Genomic DNA, 22,060 nt, shown 5'->3' on the forward strand with positions numbered 1-22,060 from the left:
TACCATATAATGTAAGGGATTCGTTTTATGAATATTGGGTTAGGAGTTATTATATTATTTGCTATGCTTGTACTTAGTTTTATTACATCTTTTTCTAAACAAGAAAGCCGATCCGCCTTTAGGCATGGAATGAAATGAAAGGGAAGTTGGATCCGAAATACTACTAAAAACCGTAAGGATCGTGGTACTTTAAGTATCCGAAGTTTAGATAGTGTCTTCAGATTTTTTATTTTAATTTTTCGGAAATAAATGATAATAGAAGAATGTTTTAAGGTGTTGGTTGAAGGGATATGTAACGAGTTTGATATGGCAATGGTATGTGATACTAACAGCGTTCATTTGTTTTTAATTAAACGGACGGTCATCCCCTTAACCCTACAAATAAAATGATTAATATCAAAATGTTTAAGAGAAGAATTCTCTCATCATAAGGTTAAATAGTAATAGTATGTTTAAGGGATTAAAGAAGGAAGCTGTGTAAAGGTCATACTACACAGCTTTTTTGTACATCTAATTTTAGAATAATCAATTAAGTGTATTTAATTGTTACGTATACGTAGTTCTGTCTCACTATCAAAAAAATGTGCTTTTGTTAAACTAAAGGCTACTGAAAGTTTATCGCCAGCTTTCAGTTCTGATCGAGCATTAATTCGTGCGACAAAACTTTGATTTTCAAGTTTTCCATGTATCATAGTCTCAGCACCTAATAGTTCAGCAACTTCAACATTAATTTCGACAGTTGAATCGGGAGAAGATTGAAGGACAATTGGTTCATCGTGAATGTCTTCTGGACGAATACCGAGTATAAGTGTTTTTTTATTGTATCCCTTTTTCTGCAATTTTTTTAATTGCCCTTCTGGTACTTTAAAACGAATGTTTTCTATATGAAAATAGTTATCTTTTAATGTTCCAGTAAAAAAATTCATAGCTGGAGAACCAATGAATCCGCCAACAAAAACATTTTCAGGAGTATCATAAACTTCTTTTGGTGTACCAACTTGTTGTATGATACCATCTTTCATCACAACAAGGCGTGATGCCATTGTCATTGCTTCCGTTTGGTCATGTGTTACATATATAGTAGTTGTGTTTAAGCAGCGATGAAGCTTAGAAATTTCTGAACGCATACTTACACGTAATTTAGCATCTAAATTGGATAGAGGCTCGTCCATTAAGAATACTTTTGCATCACGAACGATAGCTCTTCCTAATGCCACACGCTGGCGCTGTCCACCCGATAATGCTTTTGGTTTTCGCTTTAAATAATCTTCAAGACCTAATATTTTTGCTGCCTCAGTTACACGACGATTAATTTCATCTTTTGGTAGTTTTCGTAATTTTAAACCAAACGCCATATTATCGTAAACAGACATATGTGGGTATAGTGCGTAATTTTGAAATACCATTGCAATGTCACGATCTTTTGGAGCGACGTCATTCATAAGTTTACCATCAATATAAAATGAGCCGTCAGAAATGTCTTCTAAACCTGCAATCATCCGTAGAGTAGTTGATTTTCCACAACCAGAAGGGCCAACAAATACAATAAACTCTTTATCTTGAATATGTAAATTGAAGTCAGAAACAGCAGTTGTTTTATTATCGTATAATTTGAAAATATGATTTAATACGAGTTCGGCCATTATACATCACCCCTATTTTTATAATTAACTGAATTATAAGTTTTATTTAATGTAAGGTGAATTGGTAAGTTGCACAAAAAAAGTTAATTTTTTTATGCAAAATTACGAGATGTTCAAAGAAAGAAAAGCCAAATAAACAGCCACAGCACCTTCAAATGTTTTTATATTCAATCCTGTTTTTTCAATAAATTTGTCAATTCGATACTGTAAAGTATTTCGGTGTAAATATAATTGTTTAGCCGCAAGTGATACATTTAAATTACATTGGAAGAATACTTTAATACTCTCTATTAGTTCTTTATCATTGGAAACATTTTCCAATAAACGATTTGTATATTTTTCTCTTTTTTCTTTTGGTAATAAGGTCATTAATTGATAAGGGAGAAGTTGTTCAATGTATGTAATTTTCTTTGATAAATAGGGAGAAAGATAAGAAAATAAATTTCGTTCCCATTGATACAAGTGAGAAACTTGATTGGTTTGGGTGTAGTGTCTGCCGACAAAAAAGGATAAGGATATAAAAAAATCTGTTTCTAGCGTATCAAGGGCTGTTTGTAATCTATATTCAGATATATTTTCTGTTAAGATGAGGACTCCAGTTTGTGAAGTTTCCCATATTGTAGGAGTATCAAAACCAAGTATTGAATGTAAAGCATTATGAAATTCTTCTCGTTCCGTTATAGGATGCGTTGTGAAGAAATGTAAAAAGCGTACAGATGTTATTTGAATATCTTTACTCTGATATAACGCTTCGTACCAATACTTTTCTATTTTTGTTTCGTAGCATGTGTCAGTATGGATGGGAGTTAAGAGGGATGAAAGCAATTGACACTCCCGTTTATGTAAGCGAGATTTACGAATTCCTACTCTATTCCCGTCAATCAAAAACCAACTGTAATCTTCAGAAAGTATGGCTTCATTAATTTTTATATCTTTAGCGTAATATTTTTTTAATTGTTGAATCATATCAACACTCCTTATCTTTATATTATTTATTAATAACAAATTATATAGGGATAATGGATTAATACAGTTCGTGATGAAAATTTAAAAAATTCAGAAAATATATTGCAGAGGAAAAAGTGATAGTGTTATACTTCATAACAACTGGTAATGACAACATCATGTCGTGATCAAATTGGTATATGTATAAATAATATATCAATGATAGTTTATTCCTTCAACTGGTAATGACATAAGTCTACTAAAATTGATAGGGAAGGGAGAGACGAGCATTGTTTTTATAAATGAATAAAATTCGTTTGTAAACGCTTTATTTACAAGGTGCTCCAAATCTTTTGTAAAGTTGATTATATTAGTTTAATTTGTCGTCAGTGAATTACAAGAAACATAAGTAAAGATTATGTTATATAGATGATTGTTTCTAGAGGAGGAAAAGGGATGAAAAAGTGGTTTATTATCTTTTTGTCAACATTGCTATTGGCAATAGTAGGATGTTCTAACAGTGGCGAAAAAGTTAACACGTCATCTAAAGATGAAAAAATAGAATTACGGTATGCACTTTGGGATAAGAAACAACTACCAGCAGTGGAAAAAGTGGTTCAACAGTTTAATAAAAAACATCCGAATATTAAGGTGAAAATAGAATTAACAGCGTATGGGCAGTATTTTCAGAAGCTTGAAACGGCAGCAACAGGAAATGCATTGCCGGATGTATTTTGGATGAATGGACCAAATGTTGTGAAATACGCTTCGGGGAAAGTATTGATGCCTTTGGATGATAAAGCGAAAAAGGATAAGTATAAATTGGAAAATTATCCGAAATCTTTAGTTGATTTATATACAGTAGATAATAAAACTTACGGTATTCCAAAAGATTTTGATACAACGGCACTTTGGTATAATAAAAAATTATTTGATGAAGCTGGAGTAGCATATCCAGATGATTCATGGGATTGGGAGAAAATGAAAGAAGCTGCAAAAAAATTGACGAAAAAGGAAAAAGATGTTTGGGGATTTGCAGCAGCAATGGGAAATCAAGGTGGCTATTATGATCTCATTTACCAAAATAAAGGGTATGTTCTTTCTAAAGATAAAAAAACAGTAGGATTTAATAAACCACAAGCAATTGAAGCGTTTAATTATAACATTAGTTTTATTAAAGAAGGATTATCACCAACATTTGCTCAAATGACAGAGACAACAGCATCTGATTTGTTTTTATCAGGTAAAGTAGCGATGATTTTTGATGGGCCTTGGATGGTACCAGAATATAAGAAAAATCCTGATTTAAATATTGCTGTTATGCCAAAAGGGAAAGAAAGAGCTGTTATGATTCATGGTCTAGCAAATGTCATCTCAGCGAAAACAAAATATCCGGATGCAGCTTGGGAATTTGTGAAATATTTAGGTTCTAAAGAGGCAGCAGATGTGTTTGCAGAAACTGGAACAGTTATTCCTGCTTTTAATGGAACACAAGAAGCATGGGTTAAATCCGTTCCAAACTTGAATTTACAAGCGTATATCACTGGTCTTGAATATTCTTACCCATTACCGAGTGTGAAAAATACAGGAGCTTTATGGGAGCAAGAAACAAAAGTATTAAAAAGGGTATGGGGAGGAGAATTGAATGTTGAAGATGCAACAAAAGAATTAACAGAGAAGGCAAATGAAGTTCTTTCTAAAAAATAAGGAGAGGGATCCTCTCCTTACTTTAAATCAAAAATTATGGGAGGAGTGAAGAGATGGAGGATCTATCAATAAAGGTAGTGGAGCAAAAACACACACATATACAAAAAAAATATAAAAAGAAAAAGAAATTAGATTATATATGGGCATATGTCATGATTGCCCCAACTATGCTAGGGTTATTCATTTTTTATATGTGGCCAATTTTGCAAAATATTTATTTTAGTTTTACAGCGTGGGATGCGTTTGGTAGCTATGAATGGATTGGATTAGAAAACTATAAAAAGATGTTTACTGATCAAGATTTAGGAAAGGCTTTTCAAAATACATTTATTTATATCGTGCTTACTGTTCCAATCAGTATATTTTTATCCATCATATTAGCGGTGCTATTAAATCAAAACATTAAAGGGAAATCCCTGTATAGAACATTATATTTTTTACCTGTTATTACAATGCCTGCTGCAATCGCGATGGTATGGAAATGGATCTATAATTCTGACTATGGGTTACTCAATTACATGTTATCATGCTTTGGAATTGATGGTCCTAATTGGCTTACCAACCCTAACATTGCATTATATTCAATTATTATAGTTGCGATTTGGGGTGGGATAGGATATAACATGGTTATTTTTCTATCTGGTCTCCAAAACATCCCTAAAACATACTATGAAGCAGCAATTATGGATGGAGCCCGGCCAATTACAATTTTCTTTAAGATTACATTGCCACTTTTATCGCCAGTTATTTTCTTTGTAACGATTATGTCTTTAATTGGGGCATTTCAAGTATTCGATCTCATCTTTATGATGATTGGTAGAACAAGTAATGTAATTGAAAATACACAATCTATTGTTTATTTATTTTATCAAAATGCCTTTATTTTGAATGAAAAAGGATATTCGGCAGCCATAGCAGTTGTATTATTAATTATTATATTAATCATTACAGCGATTCAAATGATATTACAGAAAAAGTGGGTGCATTATGATGAATAAAAGAGTAGGTGCAGTCAATAAAAATAAAATTATGATTCATACAATACTTATCATAGGTGCCTTATTAACCATTGGTCCTTTTATTTGGATGATATTAACGTCTCTAAAGACTTATGCAGAATCTGTTCAAGTTTCACCAGTTATTATCCCATCTCAATTTATGTGGAGTAACTATACGGAAATATTCAACTTATTACCATTTTTAAAATTTATGATGAATACTGTAATTGTTACAATAGCTAGAACGATTGGGCAGTTGTTTTTATGCTCATTAGCAGCTTATGCTTTTGCTAGAATACAATTTCCGGGTAGAAATGTACTGTTTTTACTAACTCTTTCCGTCCTAATGGTTCCAGCTCAAGTGTTTTTGCTTCCACAATATTTAATTATGGTAAAACTGGATTGGTTGAATACATTACAAGCGGTAATTGTACCTGGGTTATTTAGTGCATTTGGTACCTTTTTATTGCGTCAGTTTTTTATGGGCGTTCCAAAGGAACTAGAAGAAGCGGCGAGATTAGATGGTTGCAATCACTTCCAAATTTATTGGTATGTTATGCTGCCTCTTGCGAAACCAGGTTTAATTGCACTTGGTATATTTACAACACTCTGGTCTTGGAATGAATTGATGTGGCCGATGATTGTAAATAATTCACCAGATATGATGACATTATCAGTTGGTTTATCTTCACTACAAGGGCAATATGCAACAAACTATCCTGTACTAATGGCGGGATCATTTTTAGCGATTTTACCAATGTTGTTATTGTTTATTTTTTTACAAAAACAATTTATTGAAGGAATTACAATTACAGGTGGAAAATAAGAATAATAGAATAGGAGAGGATATGTATGATTACGGCGGCATTAATTGGGGCAGGAAGTCGTGGAATGTACGCTTATGCTTCTTACGCGTTAGAACATCCAACAGAGATAACTTTTGTTGCGGTTGCAGAATTGGATAATGCAAAAAGACAGAAATTCTCTGAAATGCATAACGTTTCGGAAGATATGCAATTTGAAACATGGGAAGAGTTATTAGCGAAAGAAAAGCTTTGTGATGTATTGCTTATTTGTTCGCCCGACCGGTTTCATTATAAACCTGTAATGCAAGCGATTGAGAAGGGATACAAAATTTTATTAGAAAAACCAATGTCACCAAGTCCTAAAGAGACATTGGAAATTGCAGAGGCTGCCACGAGATATAACGTGTTATTAACAGTATGTCACGTGTTAAGGTATGCACCATTCTATAGGACTTTAAAAGAAATTGTTGATCAAAAGAAGATAGGGGATATCGTTTCAATTCAATGGAATGAAAATGTCGGTCATTGGCATCAAGCACATAGTTTTGTAAGAGGGAATTGGCGTAATAAGTCTGAATCAAGTTCAATGATTTTGCAAAAATGTTGTCATGATATGGATGTGCTACAATGGCTTGTGGGTGCAGAGTGTGAAAAGATTTCATCTTTTGGAAGTTTGACTCATTTTAAATCCGAACATGCACCTAAGGGTTCGACGTTACGTTGTACAGATGGTTGTGAAGTTGAGGGAAACTGCCAATATTCTGCTTTAAAATGGTATTTACATGAGAGAGATGAATGGCCAGCGAATGTAGTTTCTATTGATACAAGCATTGAAAATAGACTGGAGGCACTAAAAAAGGGACCTTATGGGCGTTGTGTGTACCATTGTGACAATGATGTTGTGGATCATCAAGTAGTAAATTTGCTGTTTGATAATGATGTAACAGTTGCTTTTACAATGTCTGCATTTACAAAAGAGTGTTGCCGTACGTTTAAAATTATGGGAACACATGGTGAAATTCATGGTCATGATGTATTAAATGAATTGAAGGTCAAATATTTTTCAGGTGAAGTTGAAACGATTTACCCAAAAACAATAGAAGGTGGACATATGGGAGCAGATAATGCAATTATGACTGATTTTATCGAAAAGGTAAAAAGCAATAAAACAGAAAGTTTAACGTCTGCAATGATTTCGGCAAATAGTCATTTGATTGCATTTGCTGCTGAAAGATCAAGAATAACGGGTGAAACAGTAAATCTTAAGCAATATGTGACAGAGTTACAACAATCGATGAATCTAGCAAAGTAAGAAGAGTGCATATAAAGAAACAAATTAAATATACGATTCAAGTAAATTTTAACAGATAGAATAAGCTTATCTTTCTCTGTGAGAAAGTAATGGTAATTCCTATTTTCATTCGATATAATAGCCATAAACTGGTCATAACAACTTTATAGATGAGGGAGTAAAACATGATTGCAAAAGATAATCGAACACCATTATACTACCAACTAATGGATATTATTGTGGAGCAAATTGAAACTGGGAATTTACAAGAACATGATAAGCTTCCATCAGAACGTGAACTATGCGAGATTCATGATGTAAGTAGAACAACAGTAAGGCAGACGATGCAAGAATTAGAAAAAGAAGGATATATTTATAAAAAACATGGTAAAGGGAGTTTTGTCTCACCTCGTGTATTTAATCAAAGTCTTGTCCGTTTTTATAGTTTCACAGAAGAAATGAAAAAATTTGGAAAGGTTCCATCATCAACAGTCGTATCATTTTCCATAATTCATTGCGATAAAAAAATATCGAAAATTATGAATCTTAACAATGGAGAAGAGGTATATCAAATTACGAGATTAAGGTTAGCTGATAAAGAACCCATGCTATTTGAAACATCTTATATTCCTGTAAAGTTCTTTCCATATTTAACGAAGAAAGAATTAGAAGAAACACCAATGTACGAGATTTTCCGTACAAAATACCAAGTTCATATCACACGTGCGGTGGAAAGTTTCAAAGCGATTGCAGCAGAAAAAGAGCATGCAACATGGCTACAAGTTGAAAAGAATGAACCATCTTTATCTCTAGAACGTATTGCATATGCGAAAGAAAATATAATTGAATACACACAGACCATTGCAAGAGGAGATAAATTTACTTACACAGTTGAATTACAATAAGTATAGTTATACTTATTGTAATTCAACTGGTAATGATGACGTGATAAGATGTGGACTAATATTAAGGGGGTTCTGAAATGTTATTACATGCAAATGATGAAATAAGAGAAACATATGGAGCGTGTTTTACAGCGAAAGAAATTGCACAACAGCCAGATCTTTGGGAGCAAGTATATTTGAATTTTCAAAGCAAACATCATGAAATTATAGACTTCTTTTCACGTATTTCAAGAGATCATGAACAAGTGAGGGTTATTTTCACTGGTGCAGGGACATCCGCTTTTGTTGGAGACACAATTGTTCCATATGTAAAAAGGATTACGAATTTAAAGAAAATGCATATTGAAAGCATTCCAACAACAAATATAGTCTCAAGTCCTTATTACTATCTTCAGCCAGACATCCCAACAATTTTAGTGTCTTTTGCTCGCTCAGGCAATAGTCCAGAAAGTGTAGCGGCAGCGCAATTAGGAGAACAAATTATTCATTCAGTTTATCATATTATTATAACATGTAATGAAGAAGGAAATTTAGCGAAGCAATTTCAGCATAAAGAGAACGCTTTTGTTATGTATATGCCACAGGAGGCAAACGATCAAGGGTTTGCAATGACAGGAAGTTTTACCTCTATGATGTTAACTGCACTTATGTTATGTAACTATAATCAGACCCATCTTTTAGAACCTAGCATTATGGATATTGTAAGATTAGGAAAAGATGTAATCAAAAAACAAGAACAGGAAATTCAACGAATTGCAGAAAAAGAATTTCGTAAAATTGTATTTTTAGGATCAGGCGTATTCGAGGGACTTTCTCGAGAGGCTGCTTTAAAATTTTTAGAGTTAACTGCTGGTCGTATCCCAGTTACGTTTGACACAACACTTGGGTTTAGGCATGGACCGAAATCAATTTTAGATAAGGATACAGTTGTTGTATTATTTTTATCTAATGATGAGTATACGAAAAAATATGATCTTGATTTATTAAAAGAGCTTTTTCAAGAGAAAGAAAGAAGCGAGATTATTGTTATAGCACATCAAGATAATCAGGAAGCAAGGCGAAATTCAAATACATTTTTATGCAATGACGGACGCAATCTGAAAGATGACATGTATATTACGTTTATTTATATATTATACGGACAAATTTTAGCGTTATATAAATCTATTGCATTAGGGATTACTCCAGATAACCCTTGTCCAAGTGGAAGTGTAAATCGTATCGTTCGAGGGGTAACAGTACATCCTTATAAAGGAAAGGAATAGCAATTTATGAACTACTATGTCAAAGCATCTATGTATCTACTAGAAGATGGTGTTCGTGAGGGTGGATATTTACATATTGTAAATGGCTACTTTCTAAAACATGTTGAAGAAATAGTAGACGGAGCGTTAGTAATGGATTTTGAAGGAAGTATTATTTCTCCAGGATTTGTGGATACACATATTCACGGTGTAGCGGGACATGATGTAATGGATAGCACATATGAATCGTTAAACAATATTTCTATTATGTTATTGGAAAATGGTGTTACGAGTTTTTTACCTACAACATTAACTGATTCTTCGGAAAATATAATGAAAGCTTTAAAAAATATAGCTCATGCAAAAAAAAGAGGAGTGGATGGGGCCAATATTATTGGAGCTTTTCTGGAGGGACCTTGTTTTACGGAGGTCTATAAAGGTGCACAAAACTCTAAATATTTTATTGATCCAACCATTGAAATGTTAGAGGAGTGGATTGTTGCATCAGAAGGGACAATTAAAAAAATTGCCATGGCACCAGAGAGGAAAGGTGCTATTGCGTGTATACATCATGCTGTGAAAAAGAATATTCATGTAGCAATTGGGCATACGAATGCAAACTATGAGATATGCCAGAATGCGATTCAAGCAGGAGCGACGATTTTTGTGCATACGTTTAATGGAATGAAAGGATTACATCACCGTGAACCTGGCGTTGTTGGAGCGGTACTCTCAACTGAGCATGTGTATGGTGAAATCATTGTAGATGGACATCATGTACATCCAAGCGTAGTGAATATTTTATATAAATGTAAAGGATACGACAAAACTTGTTTAGTTAGTGACTGTATGCGAGCGGGCTTATTAGGGGATGGCACATATAATTTAGGAGAATTTGTTGTCCAAGTGCAAGACGGCATTGCCCGAACAGAGGCGGGTTCTTTAGCAGGAAGTACACTTCGATTTATTGATGGTGTGAAGAATATAGAGAAATGGACAAATGCATCGTTATGGGAATGTGTTCATATGGGATCGTTAATTCCTGCTAAAAGTATTGGAGTTGATAATGAAATTGGAAGTATAGCACCAGGGAAAAGAGCTGATTTTCTTATATTAACAGAGGATTTAGATCTTATAGGAACAGTTGTAGGGGGAGAAATGAAATATAAAAAGAATAAAGAGAGGATTTGAGAGTATGCTTGTTTCAACTCAATTTATACTGAGAAATGCACAAGAACAGGGTTATGCGGTTCCGGCTTTTAATATTCATAATTTAGAAACTTTAAAAGCAGTAATTGAATCCGCAGTAGAGCTTAGGTCACCTGTTATTATAGCTGCTACACCAGGCACAATAAAATATATGGGAAAAGAATATCTTTTGCATATGATTGAAGCAGCGAGAAAGCAATATGAAATACCAATTAGCCTACATTTAGATCATCATGAGGATATAAGTGATATTAAAAATTGTATTGATTCAGGAGTTCGCTCTGTTATGATTGATGCATCGCATCATCCATTTGAAGAGAATATTCAGATTGTTCAGGAAGTTTCGTTGTATGCAAAACAATATGGAGTAACAGTAGAGGCTGAATTAGGGCAATTATCAGGAATAGAAGAAGATATAAAAGTAGAAAACTCAATTTATACAGATCCTTACCAAGCGAAAGAATTTGTAGAACGCACGAATATTGACTCATTGGCAGTTGCAATTGGAACGGCACATGGACTATATAAAGGGGAACCAAAATTAGATTTACAAAGATTAATAAATATCAGAAAGCAAGTCAATATTCCTCTTGTACTACATGGGGCATCTGGATTATCAGACAGTTTAGTGCAAGAAACGATTCGTTTAGGAATTTGTAAAGTAAATATTGCAACAGAGCTAAAAATTGCATTCGGAACAGCATTACGCCATTATCTACATTCTCATCCAGAAGAAAATGATCCGCGTAAATATTTTTCAGATGCAATTATGGCGATGAAACGGGTTGTTGCAGATAAAATAAAGATGTGCAAAAGTTTAAATCGTGTGTAAGGAGATATTCTTATGATTGCGACAATTACATTGAATCCATCTGTTGATATGCGATATGAATTAGGAGAATTAAAACTAAACAAAATACATCGTACGAAAGACTATGAAAAAACTGCGGGTGGAAAAGGCATTAATGTATCGAGAGTACTTCGTTTGCTTGGAGAAGAAGTAACAGGAGCTGGGTTACTTGGTGGTAGTAATGGTGAGTTCATAAGAAAAAGATTGAAAGATTTATCGATTATTGATGAGTTTGTTTCCGTTAAAGAAGAAACTCGCAATTGTATAGCGTTAATCACAAAAAAATCTGCGTCAGCTACTGAAGTATTAGAAGCAGGACCAGCTATTTCAGAGGATGAAATAGCTCTTTTTATAAAAAAATATGAAAGGATAGTAAAAGATTTTGAGTTTATTGTTGCATCGGGAAGTTTACCTAAGGGTATTCCAAATTCATTTTATCAACAGTTGGCACAAAAGGCGGCTGAAAACGGTAAAAAATTCATATTAGATACAAGTGGAGAACCATTATTGCATGGCATACAAGGAAAACCATTTTTAATTAAACCAAACAGGCAAGAAATTTGTCAGTTGCTTCAAAAAAAACGTGTGTCACAGGAAGAAATGATTGCGGAAGCAACTAAAATCTGCGAGGGGGGCGTGCAGTATGTTTTGTTATCACTTGGAAGAGAAGGAGCGATACTTATTACGAAAGATGAAAGCATAAGGGCAATTATTTCAGAAATAAAAACAATCAATGCCGTTGGCTCAGGTGACGCAATGGTTGCAGGAATAACGTTAGCACTCGCAAAGGGGTATGGGATAAAGGATGCACTTCGTTTTTCGGTGGCGTGTGGAATGGCTAACGCAGCTGAGGAAATAACAGGTTACATACAGCTTAAAAATGTAGAGAATTTCTATAATGAAATTACAATTGTCTAAAAGTAGGAAGGGGAGAAATATGGGGAAGTACGTTGCTTGTTTTGATATTGGAGGAACTTTTATAAAATATGCAATGATTGATGAACAAGGAATGGTACATGAACAAGGGAAAATAACAACACCAGTACAAAATCAAAAGAAAGAAATTTTGTATCGCATTTGTGAAGTAATATATGAGTTTGAAAAGAGCTATAAAATTCATTCTGTAGGTGTATCATCGTGTGGGATTATTGATAATATCAAGGGGGAAGTTCTGTATTCTGCCAATATTTCGGGATATAGCGGTACAAAAATAGCAGATTACATTTATAGTGAGACAGGGTATGTGGCGAGTATTGAAAATGATGTTCGTTCAGCTTGTCTCGGTGAAATGTGGAAAGGAGTAGGGCAGGGGAAAGAACATATTGTTTTAATCACACTTGGAACCGGAATTGGTAGTGGAATCATTATAAATGGCAAAATGCTTCAGGGAGTGAAAGGATTAGCAGGAGAGCTTGGTCATATGATAATTGTTCATAATGGAGAAAAATGTAGTTGTGGCGGAGAGGGATGTTATGAGAGATATGCATCGACTTCGGCATTGATTCGTCAGTATAAAGAAGCATCAAAAATTCAAGGGCTAGAGATAGGTACAATCACAGGTGAAGAAATTATAGAACGTATGTACAGAGGAGAACGATTGGCAAAGGATGTATATGAACAGTTTCTACAGTATGTTGTTGCTGGTTTAGTAAATATTACTTATATATTTAACCCCGAATTAATTATTATTGGGGGAGGTATTACAGAGCAAGGTGAACCATTTTTGAAACAAATTCAAGAAAGGTTCCATGATAAAATAATGGATATCTATCAAAATAAGGTGGAAATCGCTTTAGCATCATTACATAATGATGCTGGTGTATATGGAGCTTGTTATGTAGCGTTGAATCAATGTGAGGAAAAGTCAATGAAGAAATAATTTTAGAAGATATTTATCTAGAATAGTTAACACGTAGAGCTTTTTATTTTCAAACAACCATTATCTTGTTTATATATCAGCTGATGGTTGTTTTTGTTTGAAATATTAATAGGAATATACATTTGTTGATGATGTGCTATAAAGTATGTACGGATGTGATTTATCATTTTGGTTCTCGATTTGAAGTATAAGTCAAAGGGAATAGAATTATGAAGAAATTACCAAAAAAGTATGGTAAGATAACATTGTCATACAACAAGGGGGATTTGTTTTATGGAAAATGGAGTTCTTGCTAAAGTAGATGTAACGAAAAGAATTGAATCGAAATCTAAGTACAATAAGAAACTTGAAAAATATCAAAGGCGCTTATTAGCGTTGCAGCAAATTGTAAAAGAAGAAAAAATTGCAGTTATGCTCGTTATGGAAGGCTGGGATGCGGCTGGAAAAGGTGGGGCGATTAAACGAGTGACGGAACACCTTGATCCGCGTGGGTTTCAAGTAAATCCAATTGGAGCACCAGCACCTCATGAAAAACGATACCATTACTTGCAACGTTTCTGGCGGAAACTTCCTCAATACGGGCAAATCACCATTTTTGATCGCTCGTGGTATGGCCGTGTGTTAGTTGAGCGTGTGGAAGGTTTTGCTACACAGGAAGAATGGATGAGAGCATATGATGAGATTAATGATTTTGAAAAATTATTAACCGATGATCATTACATAATAGGGAAGTTCTTCTATCATATCAGTAAAGATGAACAATTAAAGAGGTTTAAAGATAGAGAGAACAATCCTTTGAAAAGATGGAAAATTACAGACGAAGATTGGCGAAACCGCGAAAAATGGGACGAGTATGTTGAAGCAATGGAAGAAATGTTTGAAAAAACAAATAAGCCAAATGCGAAATGGCAAATTATTGCGAGTAACGATAAATTGTATGCTCGTTTGAAAACGTTGAAAGTGATTATTTCGTTAATTGAGGATTACCTTTTAGAACATAATATAGAATTACCTTCGTATTATTATGAGATGAAAGAAGGTAAGACAGAAGATTTTAAAACGAATTAAGATGTAGTTGTAAAATAGTACAAAGTTTGTTTATGAAATATAAAGTAGAAATACCCTGTAATTTTGAACAATAAAATTACAGGGTGTTTTTTATTTAGAAACATTTTACAAATAACAGAATAAGGTATATAATCAATAATCATATTAACATTGTTAATATGATTATTGATTATATACTATGTGGGGGTCTTATTTTGAAAGGAAGAGATGTTGTTTTAGGCTTATTAATGGGAAAAGAATTGTCTGGTTATGATATTAAAATTGTGTTTGAAGATGTATTTACTCATTTCTTTGATGGAAGTTTTGGGATGATCTATCCAACGTTACGTCAGTTGGAAAAAGAGGGGAAAATAAAAAAAGAAGTTGTTATGCAAGAAGGGAAACCGAATAAGAAAATGTACTTTATTACAGATGCAGGGCGTGAAGAGTTTTATCAATACATGCAAACGGATGTAGAGAAAGATGTTTTACGTTCAGATTTTTTAATGAGGATGTATTTCGGTAATTATAGTGATGATAAGACAATTAAAAAATGGATTGAGGATGAAATTGAAAAGAAAGAAGCATATATTACGGATCTTCGTTTGAAATATGAAAAGTGGAGAAACGGTATTACTTTTGTCGAGGAAATTTCACTCGATGTAGGTATTGCATCTTATAGTGCTCAAGTAGAGACATTGAAAAGAAAACTAGAACAACTAGAAGCAAAAGAACACGATAAAATGGAAGAATGAAAAACACGTTCATTATAAATAAAGGAGTAGATGAACATGGAGCAATCAAAGGGTATTAAGATTGTCTTTTTAATGTGCTTAGGTATTTTTCTTTGTATGATTGATACAACAATTATGAATATAGCGTTACCAGCGATACAAACGAGTGTAAATACTTCATTGGAAAAAATGTCTTGGGTATTAAATGTTTATACAATGACAATAGCAGTACTTGCTATCCCGCTAGGGCGGATAGCTGATATCTTTGGAAAAGCAAAGATGTATATTCTTGGTCTGGTGATTTTTGGTGGTGGATCGGTACTTTGTGCTTTTGCTAATACAGGGGATTTTCTTATCTTTTCCCGTTTTATACAAAGTGTAGGGGCAGCGATTTTATTTCCAACTAGTATGGTAATTGGTGTATCAGCTATGCCGTTAGCTAAGAGGCATGTTGCACTAGCAATTTTAGGCGTAACACAAGGACTGTCAGCTGCAATGGGACCAGTAATAGGCGGAATTATTACACAAAATTTCGGTTGGAGATGGGTGTTCTTCGTTAATGTTCCAATTTGTATTCTTGGAATCATTTTATGCTGCTTTATGCTACAAATAAAAAATGAAGAACGTATTACCTCAAAAATAGATTGGATAGGATTGCTATTAAGTAGCACAGCAATTTTTTCTTTTACTCTCATATTAGTAAAAGGTAATACATGGGGATGGCAAAGTAAGATTGCATTGTTTTGTTATGCAATTAGCACTATTTCTCTTATTCTATTTGTTTTAGTAGAGCGAAAGATTCATAACCCCATGGTGAATTTAAATTTATTTAAAGATCGAATGTTTGTCGGAGCATCTATCGTTGTCATATTAAGTAATTTATTTTTAATTGGAGTTACTGTATTGCTTCCGACGTTCTTGACGAAAATACAAGGTCGAACGGAAATTGAAGCAGCTTTTTTAGTGACACCTATTTCAGCAATGATATTTTTTGTCTCACCAGCTGCAGCAACTTTAATTAAAAAACTCGGAAAAGTAACTATTATTTTATCAGGCTTTCTTGTGATGGGCTTATCTTATTATTGGTTGCAAATGATTGATGTTAATTCAACAAATATAGAAATTATTATTCCATGTATGATATTGGGTGTTGGGTATGGTTTAGTAGTAGGTCCAATTACAGTTTTAAGTGCTTCTTCGTTTGAAGGGGAATTATTAACTGCTTCTCAAAGTGTCGTGTCAATGTTGCGGCAAGTAGGTATTGTTTTAGCGGTCGCAATATTTGTATCTAACTTAACTCACAACTTAACTGTAAATAAAGAGAATGTATATCGTTATGCAGAAGAAAAGGTGCGTAATATTCATGTAGGTAATACTCAGCAAGCGGAGATATTACAAATGACAAAAGAAAAAATAGAGAATCAAAGTATAGAAACGAATGTAGAAAAGCATCAAAATGAAAAATTTGTAGGGTTACATAAAGAGAAAAAAGACGAATTAATTCACCAAAAAGTAGATGAAGTGTTAAATGCTGTTCCAGTAGAATATAGAGATATAAAAAGAGAAGAAGTTATGAATCAAGTGACAAATGAAGTTGAAAAACAAGAGGAAAGTATAAAGAAAGAAGTACTCGCATTTTCGAATGATGTAAACCATTATGCTAAGAATCAGATGGCGATGAGTTTTACAGATTTATATAAAGCGAGTGTGCCAATTATTTTAATTTGTGCTTTAGTAAGTTTGTTATTTTCGGAAAGAAAGGTTTTGAGTAAAAAGAAAAGTGGAAGAGTAGTAGAGGAAGTGTAAAGAAAACGGGCTAATAGCAGCCTGTTTTTTGTTTTTTGATTACATATTGTGAATGGTAGTATTTTTAATATAGCATGAGAGAAGTCGAGTTCGGTTAGAAAGTTTTTTAGAATGAAAGAGAAGAATGGAAAATGGCATTGAATATGTAACGTTAAACATAGTACATTAACAAGAGGGTTTAATTTTAAAGGGAGGATGAGGAATTGTTAGATAGGGCGGGGGCTTTAATAAGTAATCGTATGTATACAGAGGAAGAGCAACAAAAATTATACAAAAGAACGTTAATAATCGTAAGTATTTCACAAATGTTCGGCGGAGCTGGGTTAGCTGCTGGGATTACAGTAGGTGCACTTCTTGCGCAGCAAATGCTTGGGACAGATGCATTTGCAGGTTTACCGGCTGCTATGTTTACGATGGGATCTGCGATAGCGGCTTTCTTTGTTGGGAAGTTATCGCAAAAGTATGGTCGCCGCGTAGGGCTTGCAGCGGGTTTTATAGTAGGTGGACTAGGGGCTATTGGAGTTGTATTGGCAGCTTTAATAAATAGTATTATTCTTTTACTAGTTTCTTTACTCATATATGGCGCGGGTACAGCTACAAATTTACAAGCGCGTTATGCTGGAACGGATTTAGCGAATAAGAAGCAAAGAGCAACTGCCATTAGTATTACGATGGTAATGACGACTTTTGGTGCAGTCGCAGGTCCAAATTTAGTAGGTGTAATGGGAAGGTTTGCTCATTCAATTGGAATTCCTGAACTTGCTGGCCCATTCATATTATCAGCGGCGGCGTTTATACTGGCGGGTCTTGTCCTTTTTGTTATGCTACGTCCAGATCCGTTACTTATTGCTAATATGATAGAATCATATAAACAAGAACATACATATAAAGGGCAAGCGGTAATAGAAGAAGCGAAAGAAAATAAAAGAGGCATTACAGTTGGAGCTATCGTAATGATACTTACGCAAATCGTGATGGTTGCGATTATGACGATGACGCCAGTTCATATGGGACACCACGGTCATGCTTTAAGTGCAGTAGGTCTTGTAATTGGTTTTCATGTAGGTGCAATGTATCTTCCATCTCTCGTTACAGGAATATTAATTGATAAAATTGGCAGAACTAAGATGAGTATAGCTGGTGGAGTAATCTTATTAGCAGCAGGTGTCATAGCTGCGATAGCGCCGAGTGATTCTTTAATACTATTAATCGTTGCTTTGTCTTTACTTGGATTAGGGTGGAACCTCGGTTTAATAAGTGGTACTGCTCAAATTGTTGATGCAACTATACCTTCCACACGTGCAAAAACACAAGGGAAGATAGATGTGTTTATTGCGTTAGCTGGAGCTTCTGGTGGAGCGATGTCAGGAATGGTAGTAGCGAATTCAAGTTATGCGGCATTGTCATTAGCTGGAGGAGTGTTAGCTTTCATGCTTATTCCTGTTGTGATATGGTCTCGAAAAGGAGAAAGAAATTAAAGAAGAGGTTCTAGTTATTGACTAGAACCTCTTTTTCATGCATTTAACTTAAATCCCACTCCACAATAAGACCTAAATGTGTAAGACCACCACCAAATCCGTACAGTAAAAGTGTGTCTCCGTTATTTAATTTCCCTTCTTTTCTAGCTAAATCTAGAGCGAGTGGAATAGAGACAGAAGATGTATTCCCCATATATTCCACGCTCGTTAATGTTTTTTGTATTGGAATTTGAGATTTTTCACAAATAGATTCAATCATGCGTAAGTTAGCGCTATGAGGAATGAGCCAGTCTATATCATCTTTTTGCATATTTGCAGTATGTAATAGTTCTTTTATACCTGCTGGCACCGTACGTGTTGCCCATTTATATACTTCTCTTCCATTTTGAACGATTTTTTCATTTGTTTGCAGTTGTGTGCCATTCATAGTGGTAGATAAATTTGTTCTGTATAGGTGAATTCCGCCGTCACCGTTTGTGCCCATGTGATACGCGATAAAGCTTGGTTTGTTTTCATCTCTTTCTAATAAAATAGCGCCAGCACCATCGCCAAATAAAATGCAGGTCGTTCTATCGGTGTAATCAGTAACTTTTGATAATGTCTCTGTCGCTACGACAAGTACTTTTTTATGTGATCCAGAAGTAATCAAGCTATTACCGACGTGCAAGCCATATGTGAAACCAGCGCAAGTGGCATTTAAATCAAATGCCATTGTATGAGGTATGTTGAAGTATTGTTGTATTTGGCAAGCAACACTAGGGAAAACGTAATCAGCAGTAGTAGTAGCGACAATGATACAGTCGACATCTTCTAAGTTTTTCTTATATGTTGTACATAAATTTTCAACTGCTTTAATGGCTAAGTTTGAGGCGTATTCATCTTCGCTAGCGATTCTTCTTTCCTTCATTCCTGTTCTTTGTACAATCCATTCATCATTCGTATCGATCATTTTTTCTAAATCATGATTTGATAATATTTGTTCTGGAACATGAGTACCAATTGCAGTAATACGGGATTTAGAATTCATAGGAACAGCTCCTAACTTTATTTTATAACCTGATACTAATATCAGGTTATAAAAATGTCAATATAGATTTTTAGTGTATTGAACGACTTAGCTTACTATGGAGGAATTTAGCGAGTGTTGTAAAAATAATATACGAGAAGTTTCTAAAATTGATAATGAAGGGAGTTGGGCTCCTTGAAAAGAATTTTACGTATGTTGCCTTTTGTCATTATTTGTAGCTTTATTTTTATTATTTTTCCAGAGAAATCTTATGCTTGTGATTGTATTAACGTATCAGCAGAAGAGGCTTTTCAAAAAAAACGATGTAGTGTTTGAGGGACAAGTAATTGAGGTTGGAAGGAAAGAAGGAGGTGGAATTGAAGTATTATTTGAAGTGAAGAAAATTTGGAAAGGGACAAATTCTTCGCAAATTATTGTATATACAAATGGTGGTGATTGTGTGTTTCATTTTGTGGAAGGAGGAGAGTACTTAATATATTCTTCTCAAAGAGGATCTGAAAAACAATTACACACAAATAGTTGTAGTGGAACGAAGAGATTAGATGAGGCAGGGGCGGACAAAGTGGCTTTACGTCAAATTGCAAAAGAGTCTGTTCCAACGAAGAAAGTGGATTTAAAAGGGGAGATGGTGAGCGGTTTCAGTTGGTGGCAAGTTGCTATCATTTCCATTTGTCTATTATTAATCATTGTTTTTGTTGTGAGAAGAACTCGCAAAAAATGACGATTAAAGTAAATATATAAAGATTTTCTTTCTGTTTCTATAGGTGGTTTAATCTTGTGAAAGCGAATTACTTATGCTACACTTTATGTAACTTAAAATGAACGGAGGGGCTTCCTTTGATCTTAATCAGATTACGTCTCAATACTTTGTGCCAATAATTGAATAGCGCTCAAAGGCTCTGTCTGTGTACAGAGTGAACGGGATTGGTCTGCCTATTTTAAAGGAACCCTTTATTAAGCTTATATGTGAAAAAGAGGGAGGGACGAATACGCCCTCTTTTTGTTTTGCCTTTATAAATAGAATGGGATTGTATAGGTGAACACTTATAGTGGATACGCATACGATCTTGGGACTTTTTAACTATGAGATAGGATGAAAGCACAACTTTCTTCTATTTCTTTGGTGAACCCTTATCCGTTTACGAAAACACAGGCAGCGACCTGTGTTTTTTATTTTACGTAATCGAAATGGAGGAATAAATATATGGAAGAATTATTACAAAGAGCAGTTTTAGTTGGAGTAAATTTAGGTAATGAGGATGATTTTGCATATTCGATGGAAGAGCTAACGAATCTTGCAGAAGCTTGTGATGTAGAGGTAATTGGACAAGTGACGCAAAATTTACAACGTGTAAATCCATCCCATTATATTGGAAAAGGAAAGATTGAAGAAGTAGCAGCCTATGTAAATGAAGTAGGTGCGAATATGGTCATCTTTAATGACGAATTATCGCCTTCTCAAATTCGAAATTTAGAAGCAGATTTAGATTGTAAAGTAATTGACCGTACCATATTAATTTTAGACATTTTTGCGCAACGTGCGAAAACGAAAGAAGCGCAGTTGCAAGTAGAAGTGGCCCACCTTCAGTATATGATGCCTCGTTTAATTGGTCTTCGTGAATCGTTAGGAAGACAGAGCGGCGGTGTTGGTACGAAAAATAAAGGTGTCGGTGAGAAGAAATTAGAGTTGGATCGTCGTAAAATTGAAGAACAAATTTCAGTTTTAAATAAAGATTTAGAAGCTCTTGTTGCGCAGCGTCAAACGCAGCGAAAACAACGTAAGAAAAATGAAATTCCTGTTGTAGCATTAGTAGGTTATACGAACGCAGGAAAATCAACGACGATGAATGCGATGCTTGAAATTTATAATGGGACAGAAGAAAAACAAGTATTTGAAAAAGATATGTTATTTGCAACGTTAGAAACATCGGTGCGAAATATTGATTTACCAGATAATAAATCATTCTTATTAACAGATACAGTTGGATTTGTAAGTAAATTACCACATCATCTTGTGAAAGCATTCCGTTCAACGTTAGAAGAAGTAGCGGAAGCAGACTTACTTATTCACGTTGTAGATTATGCAAATCCGAATTATGAACAGTTAATTGATATTACAAATGAAACGTTAAAGAAAATTGGAGTAGAAAATATTCCAACAATCTATGCTTATAACAAATCAGATATGGTAGATGTTGAAATTCCGAAAGTACAAGAAGACCGCGTTTATTTATCAGCGAAGAAACACGTTGGAATTGAAGAACTTGTCGAAATGATTCGCTCACACATTTATAAAGAGTATACGAAGTGTGAAATGCTAATTCCGTATGATCAAGGACAGGTAGTTTCTTATTTCAATACTCATGCGCACGTTCTATCTACGAGTTATGAAAACGAAGGTACGAAACTAGAAGTGGAATGTAAGACGAGCGATTACGAAAAGTATAAGCGTTTTGCAATTTAATAAAGAAGGCGATCCTAATATGTTTTA

General features: G+C 34.3%; 18 protein-coding genes and 1 pseudogene. 16 read left to right on the forward strand and 3 right to left on the reverse strand.

What is annotated here, in order from left to right; all coding sequences use genetic code 11:
- Window positions 1-539: 539 nt before the first annotated feature.
- The gene (locus PQF83_RS03610; RefSeq protein WP_000829437.1) at window positions 540-1,643 is read right to left on the reverse strand and encodes an ABC transporter ATP-binding protein; all 1,104 of its coding nucleotides are present in this window, start codon (window positions 1,641-1,643) and stop codon (window positions 540-542) included.
- Between the two features lie 102 nt (window positions 1,644-1,745).
- Entirely contained in the window at window positions 1,746-2,609 is an 864-nt protein-coding gene (locus PQF83_RS03615; RefSeq protein ID WP_000615934.1) for a PucR family transcriptional regulator, read from the reverse strand.
- Between the two features lie 435 nt (window positions 2,610-3,044).
- On the opposite strand from PQF83_RS03615, the gene PQF83_RS03620 reads away from it, so the two are divergent.
- The 14 genes from PQF83_RS03620 to PQF83_RS03685 all read left to right on the forward strand — a co-directional run bounded on the left by PQF83_RS03620 (window position 3,045) and on the right by PQF83_RS03685 (window position 18,542).
- Complete coding sequence (locus PQF83_RS03620) at window positions 3,045-4,295, forward strand: ABC transporter substrate-binding protein (protein ID WP_000758671.1); 1,251 nt, start codon at window positions 3,045-3,047, stop codon at window positions 4,293-4,295.
- A gap of 53 nt (window positions 4,296-4,348) precedes the next feature.
- Window positions 4,349-5,293, forward strand: a complete 945-nt coding sequence (locus PQF83_RS03625; protein WP_000389885.1) for a carbohydrate ABC transporter permease — start codon at window positions 4,349-4,351, stop codon at window positions 5,291-5,293.
- Window positions 5,286-6,119: a carbohydrate ABC transporter permease gene (locus tag PQF83_RS03630; protein WP_002163696.1), complete on the forward strand. Its 834-nt coding sequence runs from the start codon at window positions 5,286-5,288 to the stop codon at window positions 6,117-6,119. Before PQF83_RS03625 ends, PQF83_RS03630 begins: the two co-directional genes overlap by 8 nt.
- 26 nt (window positions 6,120-6,145) lie before the next feature.
- The gene (locus PQF83_RS03635) at window positions 6,146-7,411 is read left to right on the forward strand and encodes a Gfo/Idh/MocA family protein (RefSeq protein ID WP_000626886.1); all 1,266 of its coding nucleotides are present in this window, start codon (window positions 6,146-6,148) and stop codon (window positions 7,409-7,411) included.
- Window positions 7,412-7,575: 164 nt separating this feature from the next.
- On the forward strand, window positions 7,576-8,295 hold the full coding sequence (locus PQF83_RS03640; RefSeq protein WP_000560690.1) for a GntR family transcriptional regulator: 720 nt from the start codon (window positions 7,576-7,578) through the stop codon (window positions 8,293-8,295).
- Window positions 8,296-8,372: 77 nt separating this feature from the next.
- Window positions 8,373-9,560 carry an SIS domain-containing protein gene (locus PQF83_RS03645; RefSeq protein ID WP_000924264.1) on the forward strand — a complete coding sequence of 396 codons (1,188 nt, stop codon included), beginning with the start codon at window positions 8,373-8,375 and terminating at the stop codon, window positions 9,558-9,560.
- Window positions 9,561-9,566: 6 nt separating this feature from the next.
- On the forward strand, window positions 9,567-10,730 hold the full coding sequence (gene nagA, locus PQF83_RS03650) for an N-acetylglucosamine-6-phosphate deacetylase (protein WP_001110428.1): 1,164 nt from the start codon (window positions 9,567-9,569) through the stop codon (window positions 10,728-10,730).
- A 4-nt stretch (window positions 10,731-10,734) separates the two neighbouring features.
- On the forward strand, window positions 10,735-11,580 hold the full coding sequence (locus PQF83_RS03655; RefSeq protein WP_000961489.1) for a tagatose-bisphosphate aldolase subunit GatY: 846 nt from the start codon (window positions 10,735-10,737) through the stop codon (window positions 11,578-11,580).
- A 12-nt stretch (window positions 11,581-11,592) separates the two neighbouring features.
- Complete coding sequence (gene pfkB, locus PQF83_RS03660) at window positions 11,593-12,516, forward strand: 1-phosphofructokinase (protein WP_000562120.1); 924 nt, start codon at window positions 11,593-11,595, stop codon at window positions 12,514-12,516.
- A 19-nt stretch (window positions 12,517-12,535) separates the two neighbouring features.
- Window positions 12,536-13,477, forward strand: coding sequence for an ROK family protein (locus PQF83_RS03665; RefSeq protein ID WP_000521671.1), 942 nt, complete (start codon window positions 12,536-12,538; stop codon window positions 13,475-13,477).
- 273 nt (window positions 13,478-13,750) lie between these two features.
- On the forward strand, window positions 13,751-14,545 hold the full coding sequence (locus PQF83_RS03670) for a polyphosphate kinase 2 family protein (protein ID WP_000427393.1): 795 nt from the start codon (window positions 13,751-13,753) through the stop codon (window positions 14,543-14,545).
- Between the two features lie 194 nt (window positions 14,546-14,739).
- On the forward strand, window positions 14,740-15,279 hold the full coding sequence (locus PQF83_RS03675; protein ID WP_000678337.1) for a PadR family transcriptional regulator: 540 nt from the start codon (window positions 14,740-14,742) through the stop codon (window positions 15,277-15,279).
- Between the two features lie 36 nt (window positions 15,280-15,315).
- Window positions 15,316-17,064 carry an MFS transporter gene (locus tag PQF83_RS03680; RefSeq protein WP_000438136.1) on the forward strand — a complete coding sequence of 583 codons (1,749 nt, stop codon included), beginning with the start codon at window positions 15,316-15,318 and terminating at the stop codon, window positions 17,062-17,064.
- Between the two features lie 203 nt (window positions 17,065-17,267).
- Window positions 17,268-18,542, forward strand: a complete 1,275-nt coding sequence (locus PQF83_RS03685) for an MFS transporter (protein ID WP_000886928.1) — start codon at window positions 17,268-17,270, stop codon at window positions 18,540-18,542.
- 43 nt (window positions 18,543-18,585) lie between these two features.
- Here PQF83_RS03685 and PQF83_RS03690 read toward each other — a convergent pair whose 3' ends face one another.
- Window positions 18,586-19,569, reverse strand: a complete 984-nt coding sequence (locus PQF83_RS03690; RefSeq protein ID WP_001086306.1) for a ketoacyl-ACP synthase III — start codon at window positions 19,567-19,569, stop codon at window positions 18,586-18,588.
- A gap of 174 nt (window positions 19,570-19,743) precedes the next feature.
- On the opposite strand from PQF83_RS03690, the pseudogene PQF83_RS03695 reads away from it, so the two are divergent.
- Together PQF83_RS03695 and hflX are read left to right on the forward strand one after the other, a co-directional pair.
- Window positions 19,744-20,290 (forward strand): annotated as a pseudogene (locus tag PQF83_RS03695) (cobalamin biosynthesis protein CbiN).
- 483 nt (window positions 20,291-20,773) lie between these two features.
- Window positions 20,774-22,033 (forward strand): GTPase HflX, encoded by a 1,260-nt coding sequence (hflX, locus tag PQF83_RS03700; protein ID WP_000391885.1) that lies wholly within the window; start codon window positions 20,774-20,776, stop codon window positions 22,031-22,033.
- Window positions 22,034-22,060 lie beyond the last annotated feature (27 nt).

Source organism: Bacillus sp. FF-1 (assembly GCF_028548245.1).
Taxonomy (GTDB): Bacteria; Bacillota; Bacilli; order Bacillales; family Bacillaceae_G; genus Bacillus_A; species Bacillus_A paranthracis.